Source organism: Flavobacteriales bacterium (genome assembly GCA_016700415.1).
In the GTDB taxonomy this organism is placed as follows: Bacteria; Bacteroidota; Bacteroidia; order Flavobacteriales_F; family PHOS-HE28; genus PHOS-HE28.
Map to the genome: position 1 here is coordinate 212,258 of CP065018.1, position 12,270 is coordinate 224,527.

Consider the following 12,270-nt stretch of genomic DNA (forward strand, 5'->3'; position numbering starts at 1 on the left):
TTCTCCTGGACGTTCGGGTCGCAGATCGAACAGTTGTCCTATCCGGGGCAGAACAGGTCGTAGCCTTTGGTCACCGGGGTGTCGTCCACACCATCGTCACCACATACCAACCCGGGGTCATTGTTGTTCCCCCACACGTGCTGAAGGTTCAGGTAGTGGCCGATCTCATGGGTCAGGGCGAAGGAGACCAAGGATGTGGATTCGATCATGACCCCGTCACGCAGCGCACCGATATCGCCCTGCACATCACTGGGGTAGTTGGAATAACCGGCCACAAAAGGCGAGTTGATCGAATTGCATACCCAGATGTTCATGTAGTGGTCCCTGAACCACGGATCCAGCTTGGAGTAGTCATTTGCCGCAGTGCCACGCAGCGTCGTAATGCGGTCAATGCCATTGGTGCAGTTGCCAAAGGGGTCCTTGGTGGCCAGGTCGAACTGGAGGCGTGCATCCGCCGCGATGGCTTCAAAACCACAGCAGATCTGATCTTGGTCCGCGTTCTGCTTCCTGTATCGGATGTTCAATTGGTTCACCGCATTGTATATGGCCGCATCGCTGACGTTGTGCGCGTCCGATAATGAGGAGGGGTCATACAGGACATGGAAGACGATCGGGATGTGGTACACGACCGTGTCCTCGTCATCGCGCAGGCCGGCCCTGGCTTGCAGGTATGCCTGAAGGCCAAGCTCGTATTCAGCTGCTTGGTGAAGCAGGTCGGGGTTTTCCGAGATCAAGACCTGGCGGGCCGCATCGATGCCACACCATTGCTGGGATTGGGCATGCAGGGCTCCGGTGGTCAGCAGTGCGGAGGCCGTGGTCAACGAGAGGACGAGAGGAAAAAGCTTCATGGTGTCGATTGGATGTGTGCGAAAGTAAGGAGCGGACGGCTTTTTACAGGCTTCTGATCGTCGGTGGGGCTGAAGTAAAGAGGATGCGGAACGTTTCAGCCCTTGCTTCCAAAGGGATGGGTAATGGACCTGGGTTTTTCTCCGACATGGATCGTTTGCATGGCGAAGCTAATCATTCAGCCCGTCCGGACGTCCCCGACGGGCATGCGCCCGATCGTAGTTCATGCGTTGAAGGACATGTTGGCGGAGGACTCCCGGTCTGTCGTGGTTGCTGCTGAAATGCATGACTATCAGGGGTTTTTAGCATGGAACCGGCCCCGGGCGATGCAATCGCCGGGTCTGGTCCGGTCGTGTTGGACCTGTATATGGCCGACCCATATTGGAGACCGATCGGGCTTTCCATTGAGGCTGTCCACGGCGATCTCCGTGGACGGGCCAAGAAGTACCTTCGCGGCCCGCCGGAAAATCGAAGGGCGACAATTCCAAGGAAAGCATGGGTTTGAAGTGTGGTATCGTGGGGCTGCCCAATGTGGGGAAGAGCACCTTGTTCAATTGTGTCAGCAGCGCGAAGGCCCAAGCGGCCAATTTCCCGTTCTGCACCATCGAGCCCAACACGGGCATCATCACCGTGCCGGACCCGCGCCTCAATGCCTTGGCGGGGATCGTGAACCCCCAGCGCATTCTGCCCACCACGGTGGAGATCGTGGACATCGCCGGTCTGGTAAAGGGTGCCAGCAAGGGCGAAGGCCTCGGCAACCAGTTCTTAGGCAACATCCGCGAGTGTGACGCTATCCTGCACGTGCTCCGATGCTTCGACGACCCCAACGTGGTGCACGTGGACGGTAGTGTGGACCCCGTCCGGGACAAAGAGGTCATCGACATCGAGCTGCAGCTGAAGGACCTCGAAACGGTTGAAGCCCGGCTGAAGAAAGTGGAGAAGCAGGCGCAGATCGGGGAGAAGGAGGCCAAGCGCCGCTTCGAGCTGCTCAGCCGCATCAGGGAGGCGCTGATAAAGGGTGAAAGCGCCCGTACGGTGGTGACGGCCAACGACGACCCCGCGCTGCTCAACGAGTTTCAACTGCTCACCAGCAAGCCCGTGCTCTATGTGTGTAACGTGGAGGAGAAGAGCGCAGTGACCGGCAACGCCTACGTGGAAGCCGTCCGCAAGGCCGTGGCCAGTGAGGACGCCGAGGTCATTTTCGTCACTGCGGCCATCGAGGCGGAGATCGCCAGCATGGAGACGGCCGAGGAGCGTGAGATGTTCCTGCAGGATATCGGCCTGAAGGAGCCCGGCGTCAACAAGCTCATTCATGCCGCTTACGACCTGCTCAAGCTGGCCACCTACTTCACCGCCGGGGTACAGGAGGTACGCGCCTGGACCATCCACCAAGGCATGACGGCTCCGCAGGCCGCCGGTGTGATCCACAGCGATTTCGAAAAAGGCTTCATCCGCGCCGAGGTGATCGCCTTCAATGACTTTGTAACGCTGAAAGGCGAAGCCGGGGCCAAGGCGGCCGGCAAACTGCGGGTGGAAGGGAAGGAATATGTGGTGAAGGACGGCGACGTGATGCACTTCTTGTTCAACGTTTGATGCGCACGCTCCGGCTATTCCTCATCCTTTTCCTGGCATTCGGTATCCGATCCTGGGCGGTGGCCGTACCGGGGAATGAGGACCAGGCCCGCACCGTGGTCCATATGCTGGATTATGTGAGCGTGGACTACCCTGTCTTCGTGAAGGACGGCCAGGTGCTGGACGCGGCGGAATATGCCGAACAACAGGAATTCGCGCAGCAGGTAATGGTGCTGCTGGAGGCATTGCCGAAAAAGGAAGGTGGCAAAGACCTCATGGCCGAAGCGCGCAAACTGCGGGAGCGGATCGCGCAAAAGGCGGACGGTGCGGAAGTGGCCGCCTTGGCCAAGGCATTGCGCGGGGATGTGATCTTGGCTTACGGCGTTACCGTGGCACCCAAACAGGTCCCGGACCTTGCACGTGGAAGGACGCTTTACATCGCCCATTGCGCCTCCTGCCACGGGCCGACCGGTGCCGGCGACGGCCCACAAGCTGAAGGCTTGGAACCGGCACCGCGCAACTTCCACGACACGGAGGCCATGGATGTCCGCAGCCCGTTCGGCCTGTACAACACCATCACGCTCGGGGTGGAAGGCACTTCGATGCTGGGATACGGCGCGTTGACGGATGCCGAACGTTGGAACCTCGCATTTTACGCAGCAAGTGTTGGCATCAATTCCGCATTGGTCAAGCAAGGCGAAGCACTATGGAATAAAGGTGAAGGCACGGATCAGTTCACGGGCCTGCGCGCGCTTGTGACCGCCACGCCGTTGGAAGTGGAACAGCAGCATGGTGCCGACCGGGCTGCGGTACTGGCCTTCCTGATCGCCCATCCGGAAGCGGTTAAGGCTTCGGCTCCCTCGCCGCTGGCCATCACTCGGGCCCAGTTGCAGGCCGCGCTGGAGGCGTACCGCAGCGGCGACCTGGCCACAGCAAGTCAGCTGTCCATCAGCGCCTACCTCGAAGGCTTCGAGTTGATCGAAGCACCGCTGGACAATGTGGACGCCCCGCTGCGGAAGCAGACCGAACACGAAATGATGGCCCTGCGCTCCACTATCGGTGCCAACGCGCCAGCGGATTCGGTTTCCGCAAGCATCGCCCGCATCAACGTCCTGCTGGACCGTGCCGACGAAAAGCTCTCCGGCGATGGGCTCTCCACCACGGCGGCCTTCATCAGTTCCCTGCTGATCCTGCTGCGCGAGGGTTTGGAGGCCATCCTTGTGCTCGCGGCCATCATCGCCTTGGTGATCAAGACCGGTCGCCGCGATGCGTTGGCCTGGATCCATGCAGGATGGATCGCTGCGGTGGTGCTGGGCATCCTCACATGGTTTGTGGCGCGTACGGTGATCTCGATCTCCGGTGCAAACCGCGAAATGACCGAAGGTGTTACCGCCTTGCTCGCAGCGGCCATGTTGCTCTATGTAGGCTATTGGCTCCACAACAAGTCCAATACCAAGGCATGGCAGCACTTCATCCGGGAGAAGGTTGACTCCGCGCTGGGCAAGGGTACGCTTTGGACGCTCGCAGGCATTTCCTTCCTGGCGGTCTATCGCGAGCTCTTCGAGATCATCCTTTTCTACGAGACCTTGCTCAGCCAAGCCGGACCAGCAGGCCAACAAGCGGTCTTGGGCGGTATCGGTGCGGCGGCGATACTGCTGGCGGTCATTGGCGGTGCCATCCTGAAATTCAGTGTGCGCCTGCCCATCGGGCCCTTCTTCGCCGCAACCGCCGGTCTGTTGGCGCTGATGGCGGTGGTCTTCACGGGGAACGGTGTGGCCGCGCTACAGGAAGCGGGCGTGCTGCACGCCACCATGGTACGTTTCATATCGGTGCCTTTGTTGGGGATACATGCCACCTTGCAAGGCCTGATCATGCAGGGCATCGTAATGGCACTGGTGATCGGGGGCGTGCTGTTGGGGCGCTGGCGGATGGCGCGGGAGACACACAAGGCCTGAGACAGCTTCAGACAGATTTTTATTATTGGTTCTCAATATCCTTGTCCATTATCGGTCCGCTACATTCGCCCTCCCATTCCCATTTCCGCATGAACCATTCCCTCGCCGCGTTGTCCGTACTACTGCTCGCCGCCTCCTGCGGAACGAGTGACACCACGAAAAAAGAAATGCCAACGACCGCACCGGCCCACGAAGATCCCTTTGCCTCCGAAAGCACGCTTTACCTCGGCGCGCCGGACTTCACCAAGATCCACAACGGCGACTTCGGTCCTGCGATGGAGGAGGGGATGAGCAAGCAACTGGAGGAAGTGAAGGCCATCTCGGACAACAAGGACGCAGCCACCTTTGAGAACACCATCATCGCCTTGGAGAAGAGCGGACAGGAGCTCACCCGTGCCAGCAAGGTGTTCTTCAACCTTGTGGCCTGCAACACCAACGATAGCCTACAGGCCACGAATACCGATATCGCACCGAAACTGGCCGCACACAGCGACGCCATTAACCTCGACCCGAAGCTCTTCGCCCGCGTTAAAAGCCTGTACGACCAACGCGGGTCATTGGGCCTGGACAGTGTTTCCACTCGGCTCATCGACCGCTACTACACGCGCTTCGTCCGTGCCGGCGCCCTGTTGAACGAGGCCGACCAGAAGAGCCTGCGTGCGCTCAACAAGGAAGAATCCACCCTCGGCACGCTGTTCAGTGAAAACTTGTTGAAGCAAGTGAACAAGGCCACCGTGCTGGTGGAAGACAAGGCCCAGTTGGACGGCATGACCGAAGCGGATATCGAGGCCGCCGCTACCACCGCCAAGGACAAAGGACATGAGGGCAAGTGGCTGATCACCTTGCAGAACACCACCACGCAACCCGTGCTGGCGGAGCTCAAGGACCGGGCGTTGCGCGAGCGGATCTTCAACGCTTCCATCAACCGCGGTATGCTGGGGGATTCCTCCGATCAGCGCTCCACCGTGAGCCGTCTTGCGCAACTGCGCGCCCAACGTGCCAAACTGCTCGGCTTCCCGAACTACGCGGCCTATTCCCTGGACGACCAGATGGCCAAGACGCCCGATGCCGCCGTGAAGCTCCTCACCGGCATGGTGCCCGCCGCCGTGAAGAACGTGAAAGCCGAAGCCGCCAAGCTGCAAGCCGTGATCGACAAGGAGAAGGGAGGCTTCACGCTCGCGCCTTGGGACTGGGACTTCTATGCCGAAAAAGTGCGCAAGGCGGAATACGACCTCGACGAAAGCCAGATCAAGCCCTACTTCGAGCTGGACCGCGTGCTGCAGGACGGCGTCTTCTTCGCCGCGGAACGGATGTACGGCATCAGCTTCAAGGAGCGGAAGGACCTGCCCACCTACCGGCCTGAGGTGCGCGTGTTCGAGGTGTTCGACGCGGACAGCAGCACCATCGGCCTGTTCTACGCCGACTATTTCGCACGAGACAACAAGCAAGGTGGTGCATGGATGGACAGCTTCCAAGACCAGAGCGGGTTGCTGGACGAGAAGCCCATCGTCACCCAGAACATGAACATCCAGAAGCCCGCCGAGGGCCAGCCCGCGCTGCTGAGCTTCGATGAGGTGACCACCGTATTCCACGAGTTTGGCCACGCCCTCCATGGGCTATTGAGCAAGCAGCAGTATCCTTTCTTCTCCGGCACCAACGTGCCTCGCGACTTCGTGGAATTCCCCAGCCAATTCAACGAGAACTGGGCCTCGGACCCGAAGGTGTTCGCTAAATACGCCAAGCACTACAAGACCGGTGAGGCCATGCCGAAAGCCTTGGTGGACAAGATCAAGAAGTCCAGCAAATTCAACCAGGGCTTTGCCACAACTGAATACCTCGCCGCCGCGCTCATGGACCTACAGTGGCACATGCTGCCAGCCGACGCGCCGGTTCAGGACGTGCCCAAGTTCGAGAAAGCCGCGCTGGCCAACTACGGACTGGACCTGCCGATGGTGCTGCCACGCTACCGCACCTGCTACTTCAGCCACATCTGGGGCGGCGGCTATGCGGCCGGTTACTACGCCTATCTCTGGGCCGAAGTGCTGGAGGCTGATGCCTTCCAATGGTTCGAGGAGCACGGCGGGATGACGAGCGCCAACGGCATGCATTACCGCGCCACTATCCTCTCACAGGGCGGCAGCAGGGATGCGGGCGAGCGCTATCGCGACTTCCGCGGCCGGGACCCCGAGGTGGGGCCGTTGCTGGAGAAGCGCGGGTTGAAGTAGGCCGGATGTCCGGCGTTCAAGGCAGCCGTGAGGGGAATGCTGAGTATACGATCACTCCTCACTGGCCAAACTGATACTCCCCAATTATCCCCGCCATCCAAGCGCATACCCTCTCCATTCTTGTGCCCGCTTACAATGAAGCGCGGACCATCGCGGCCGTCCTGAAGGAACTGGTGGCGCTTGAGCTACCGGAGGGAATGGGCAAGGAGGTGATCGTGGTGGATGACAGCTCCACGGACGGTACGGTGCGGACGGTGGAGGAATTCATTGCGGACGAAGGGCAAGGTCTGGTACGCTTGGAACGCCAGCCCATGAACCGGGGTAAGGGCGCGGCCATACATAGGGGGATCCATTCCGCAACAGGGACGTTGATGGTGGTACAGGACGCCGATCTGGAACTGGACCCGAACGATCTTGTTGCCCTGCTCGGCCCGCTGCTTAGCGGGGAAGCGGACGTGGTATACGGCCACCGGTTCCACAATGGTCCCCCGTATCCGGGCTTTCCCCGTGGGAGCTATCTGGCGAACCGGTTTTTGACATGGCTCAGCAACCGGCTCACGGGCTTGGACATTGGCGACATGGAGGTGTGCTATAAGTTGATGCCACTTGAAGTGGCCAGGGATCTGGAGTTGCGTGAAGAGCGCTTCGGTTTTGAGCCGGAGGTGACTGCCTTGCTGGCGCGGCGAAGGGAACTGCGTTGGGCGGAGGTGCCGGTCCGTTATCGTGCCCGGACCGCTGCGGACGGGAAGAAGATCGGCTGGCGGGACGGGCTTCGGGCCATCTGGTGCATCGTGAAGTACTCCCGGCGAGGTCAAGGAAGGAGGTCGGTACTGTCCAAACTGGAATAGGGGCCGGGCTCGACTTGGAACATGGGCCTGACCTTGTGGATGGGCTTGGGTTCCCAACGTCGCAGGAGCATCACACTGTCCGGCAGGTGGGCATACGCGCTGTCGAACGCCAGGTCTTCGGTGGTGATCAGACTGACGGTTTTTCCCGATTCCGCCTTGCTGATCAGCAGGGCCTCCATGGGCAGGCTCCATTCCCACCCCCAGCCGAACGGATCCATGAAACCCGCAGGGATCAAGCATTTTTCGTGACCTTGTTGCCCACACGCCGAAGTGATCGCCATGATGGTCCGTGTCCGCAAGGCCAATTGCCTGCCTTGTTCCGTGATGAAATAAGACCTCACACCCACCAGAACTATCAGGCAGATCAAAGCAGCCCATGTCGAACGCGGACCCAGGCGGGGCAGGCCGGAGACACCAAGGATCACCAGCAACGTGAAGGCGGGGAAATATGCGGAGTCAATGTATCGCGAAGCGTCAGTGGCGTCCATGGCGGTATTGACCACCAACACCACGACCAGGGTCCCTGCAAGCAGGAGCACGGCCGGGAGCAGTGAACCCCGGCGCACGGAGATGATCAGCCCGAAAAGAGCCAGTGCGATGAGGTCCGGAAAATGGCTCAGGAACAGGACCGCCACTTTCCATGCATAGGCCGGGTGGAGCCAGCGTAGATCCCCGTTCCAGGCATTGCCCAATTTGCCTTCTTCATACTCGCTCAGGAAGAACACCTTGATGAACACCAGGACCGCCAATGGCCCCACGGCCATCAAAAGGGTCCGCCATTTCCTGCCATTCCCTGCCCATACCACGGTGGTGATCACCAGAAAAGTGATCGCATGCTCCGGGTGGCTGGTCACCAGAAGCAGGGCCAAGAAAGACCATACGGCCAATTTCGAACTGCGTGGAACGGGGTCCGCCTGCCAATAGCCCAGCAGTACCACGGCGGCGGTGGCCCCGTAGCAGATCTCCATCATAGGTGAGAAGAACAGCCAGGTCTGTCCGATGAACTGTAGCAAGGCCACGGCAACGGCCAGTTCAGGGCGCGCCATCCGCATACACCACACCGCTGCCAGCCATGCCCACAGGACATGTCCCAAAGAGTACACCAGAATGATCCCGCTTAATGAAGAGCCTGCGTAGAGCGCCACCAAAGCGGGGAGTTCGGCAAGTACAAGCGAGTAGCGTTCATGGTCCACCCAGGGCAGACCCGTGTCCAAGGTGTGCAACAGATAGTAGGAAGAATCAGCGTAGAGGCGCTCGTAGCGGAAGTGGACAGCAAGTATGGCCAACAACAGAAAGCATCCATGGATGAACCATTTCCATTTCCGGTATGCGGAAATGGGAATTTCGGCCGTGCTCTTGGACATGCTGCAATGATAGCACCTTCTGTCCTGTAGGCCTGTCCGGTACGGGGTACCTCGAAGAACCTCGCTCCCGTGTCAGCGATGCTGCGCGTCGCCCCTTCGGGCAAGCGTTCTCGTTCGGCCATCCTGCGTTGCTCCTCAGTCAGTTACCTTCGGGTAACTTCCTTTCGTCGCGCCTTGGCTGTCACGAACGATAAGCGCTTGTGCCATCGGTTCGAGGTTCTTCGAGGTACCCTACGGTCTCCCGGTAATCCCGTTCCTGACCCGATCAGCGGCCATGGAAAGTGGGGACGGAATAGCTGAGTTGTGCTCCTTGACATGCCAAGGAGCGCTCATCGGTCGCGATCCGGACCTATGGGCCCGGTCAAGAGCTACTGCTTGTCGAAAAGATATGATAGGCTTTCTCCTGAACAGTTAGCTTCGTGACGGTCGGGCCATTCAAGGTCTTGATCCGAACTGCCCATGATCCGTCGCTCCGCCGCCTTTTTCGCTTCGTTTTTCCTTTTGCTCTCCCTGTTCAGCCAAGCCCGTTCCGGTGGCTTGGTCTCGGAGCACATTCAGGCCATACAGTCCCGGGGCGTCGCTTTTGAGCCAGTTGAACTGTTCACTCCGGTGGCCACATCCGCTGCCACGGACGCACTTTGGTCGCGGGCGTGCTATCGGGCTACGGTATTGCGCTTCGATCCGACCAAAGCGGCAGACGTCCTCGGAAGGCAGCCTCACCATATCAGCCTTTCAGTCCCCGGCGCGAACGGCCCCGTGGTGCTGGACCTCGAGAAGGTGGACATCACCACCTCGGATTTCCGCGTGGTGCAAGCGAGCACGGACCTGCCAGTGCGGCGAACAGCCTCGGTGCATTACCAAGGCATGGTGCGTGGCGAACCGGGCTCCATCGCGGCGATCAGTGTTTTCCCCGACCAAGTGATGGGCCTGTTGGCCGATGCCGACGGCCAGCGGGTGATCGGTCGCTTGGACAACGACCGGGATGGGCTTCATGTCTTCTACCGGGAGCAGGACCTGCGCGGAAGTCCCGGTGCGCAATGCGATGTCAGGGAGGTGCCGGGAGATGCGAGCCACCCCGTACCGGCAGCTCCGGGGGAACGGACCACGCGGTGCGTGCGCTTTTACTGGGAGGTGGACAATGACATTTTCGTCAACAAGGGCAGCGTGACCAACGCCACGAACTACGTCACCGGCCTCTTCAACCAAAGCTCCATCATCTATGCGAACGATGGGATCGATGTGGCGCTTTCCGAAGTGTACGTTTGGGACGTTACCAGCCCATATACCAGCAACAGTTCCGGAGAGTTGCTGGACCAGTTCGGTGACTACCGCACCAGCTTCAACGGTGACCTGGCCCATTTGCTCGCTTTTCGTGGGGGAGGTGGCATCGCTTGGTTGAACACCTTGTGCAACGGCACGCGTTACCGGATGGCGTTCAGCGGTATCAGCTCCAGCTACAGCAGTGTTCCCACCTACAGTTGGAGCGTGGAAGTGGTGACGCATGAGCAAGGGCACAATATGGCGTCGCCGCACACGCATGCCTGCTCGTGGAACGGCGACTACACGGCCATCGACGGTTGTGGCCCTGCCGCTGGTTATGTGGAGGGAACCTGTCCAGCGGCTCCGGTACCATCGTCCGCGGTCGGTGGTACGATCATGAGCTATTGCCACCTGGTCAGTGCAGGGATCAAGTTCGTGAACGGTTTTGGCCCACAGCCTGCGGCGTTGATCGTAGGCCGGGTGAACGCAGCGACCTGCTTGGCCGTCTGCGGTACCTCCTGCGATCCGCCAACTGGGCTCAGTGCCAACATGATCACCGTGAATTCAGCAAACCTCACGTGGGCCTCGGCCGGGGCTACCGCTTACACCCTGCAATGGAGGCTTTCACCAAGCGGTGGCTGGACCACGGTGACAGGGCTGACCGACAGTAATTATGCACTGACGGGCCTGGCGCAAGAGACCGCGTACGACTTCCGGGTGCTTTCCGAGTGTGGTGCTGAGATGTCCACGTATTCGGCCATCGCCACCTTTACCACCGTGGCACCCTGCCCGGACTTCGTGGAGCCGAACAATAGCCTGGGCACCGCAGGGGCCGTTGCCGTCCCGGTTTCCATGGATGCGTTGATCGCGACCGCAGCGGACGAGGACTATTACAGCTTCACCGTGGCTTCGACCAGTAACATCAACATGAACCTCAGTGGGCTGGCCGGCGACTATGACCTGGAACTGCTCGATGCCGGAGGGACGCAACTCTCTATTTCCCAGAACGGGGGCACTACCAGCGAATATATCAATTTCTCCGGGGCTGCACCGGGCACCTACTACGCCCATGTATACGGCTATGGCGGTGCCTTCAGTGCCACCCAATGCTACCACCTTTACATTTCTGCCCAAGTTTCGTCCTGTCCTACGCCGTCGGGACTTCAGGCCCAGAACATCACCTACAACAGCGCATTGCTGTCCTGGGCTGAGCTGCTTGTTGTCACCACCTTCAACCTGCGCTGGCGCCGGACGGCGGACGTCACTTGGACGGTCGTTAGCAACGTCCAAGCGAATTCGTACGCCCTCAGCGGCTTGGACCCGGCGACGGAATATGAGTTTGAGGTAAGCTCGGCTTGTCCTGGAAGCAATGCGCAGTATAGCGGGCCGAAAGTCTTTACAACACTGGAAGAGCCATGTGAGGTAACGCCACCCATAATTCTGAGCATCAGCGTATTATTACAAGGTCCGTATCGTGTTTCCGACGGGTTGATGGTGGATTCCTTGCGTGCCGCCGATCTGCTGCCGACCGATGAGCCGTACACGGTCATGGGCTTTCCGGTGGCGGGGCCAGTGACGGTCGATCCAGCTGTTTTCACCGTTACCGGTCCGGATGCCATTGTGGACTGGATGCTGGTCGAGCTTCGGAACGCGACCGACCCCACCGTGGTGGAGGAAACTCGCGTAGGTCTGCTTCAGCGGGATGGCGATGTCACCGCGCTTGACGGCGTTTCCCCGCTGGGCTTTTGCTCGAACGCGGGCAACTACCGGGTAGTGGTGCGCCACCGGAACCACTTGGGGTGCATGTCGGGAACCTATCTGCTGTCCTCCACGGCCACGGACATCGACTTCAGTCTGGCTGGAACAAGCACCTACGGCACCAATTCGCGCAAAGTGGAAGGCTCTGTGATGCTGCTCTGGTCCGGCAATGTGAACGGGAATACCACGGTGAGCTATACCGGGGCCGGCAACGACCGGGACCCGATCTTGCAGGCCCTCGGCAGCTCCCCGGTCACCGGCTTCATCAGCGGCTACTGGGGCACGGACGTGAACATGGACGGCAAGGTGAGGTACACCGGGGCGAACAACGATAGGGACCTGATCCTTTCGAACATCGGCGGAAGTGTGCCCTCCGACGTGGTGAACGAGCAACTGCCGTGACCAGGAGACGGGCATTTGGGTGGAATGAGAAAGGATCACC

Annotated in this window: 7 protein-coding genes; 5 read left to right on the plus strand and 2 right to left on the minus strand. The window is 60.0% G+C overall.

What is annotated here, in order from left to right; translation table 11 throughout:
- Positions 1-38 precede the first annotated feature (38 nt).
- Positions 39-848: a hypothetical protein gene (locus IPP95_00890; protein QQS72826.1), complete on the minus strand. Its 810-nt coding sequence runs from the start codon at positions 846-848 to the stop codon at positions 39-41.
- 499 nt (positions 849-1,347) lie between these two features.
- Here IPP95_00890 and ychF point away from each other — a divergent pair, with 499 nt between their 5' ends.
- The 4 genes from ychF (at position 1,348) to IPP95_00910 (ending at position 7,446) form a co-directional block, all read left to right on the plus strand.
- Entirely contained in the window at positions 1,348-2,439 is a 1,092-nt protein-coding gene (gene ychF / locus IPP95_00895; GenBank protein ID QQS74157.1) for a redox-regulated ATPase YchF, read from the plus strand.
- Entirely contained in the window at positions 2,439-4,373 is a 1,935-nt protein-coding gene (locus IPP95_00900; protein ID QQS72827.1) for a cytochrome c/FTR1 family iron permease, read from the plus strand. The genes ychF and IPP95_00900 overlap by 1 nt, the downstream gene beginning before the upstream one ends.
- 89 nt (positions 4,374-4,462) lie before the next feature.
- A complete protein-coding gene (locus IPP95_00905; GenBank protein QQS72828.1) occupies positions 4,463-6,598 on the plus strand; it encodes a M3 family metallopeptidase in 2,136 nt (711 codons plus the stop codon).
- Positions 6,599-6,693: 95 nt separating this feature from the next.
- On the plus strand, positions 6,694-7,446 hold the full coding sequence (locus IPP95_00910) for a glycosyltransferase family 2 protein (GenBank protein QQS74158.1): 753 nt from the start codon (positions 6,694-6,696) through the stop codon (positions 7,444-7,446).
- Here the strand turns inward: IPP95_00910 and IPP95_00915 are convergent.
- Positions 7,410-8,810 (minus strand): hypothetical protein, encoded by a 1,401-nt coding sequence (locus IPP95_00915; protein QQS72829.1) that lies wholly within the window; start codon positions 8,808-8,810, stop codon positions 7,410-7,412. The genes IPP95_00910 and IPP95_00915 overlap by 37 nt on opposite strands.
- Positions 8,811-9,269: 459 nt before the next feature.
- Here IPP95_00915 and IPP95_00920 point away from each other — a divergent pair, with 459 nt between their 5' ends.
- Positions 9,270-12,230: a fibronectin type III domain-containing protein gene (locus IPP95_00920; protein QQS72830.1), complete on the plus strand. Its 2,961-nt coding sequence runs from the start codon at positions 9,270-9,272 to the stop codon at positions 12,228-12,230.
- The last annotated feature ends 40 nt before the right edge of the window (positions 12,231-12,270 follow it).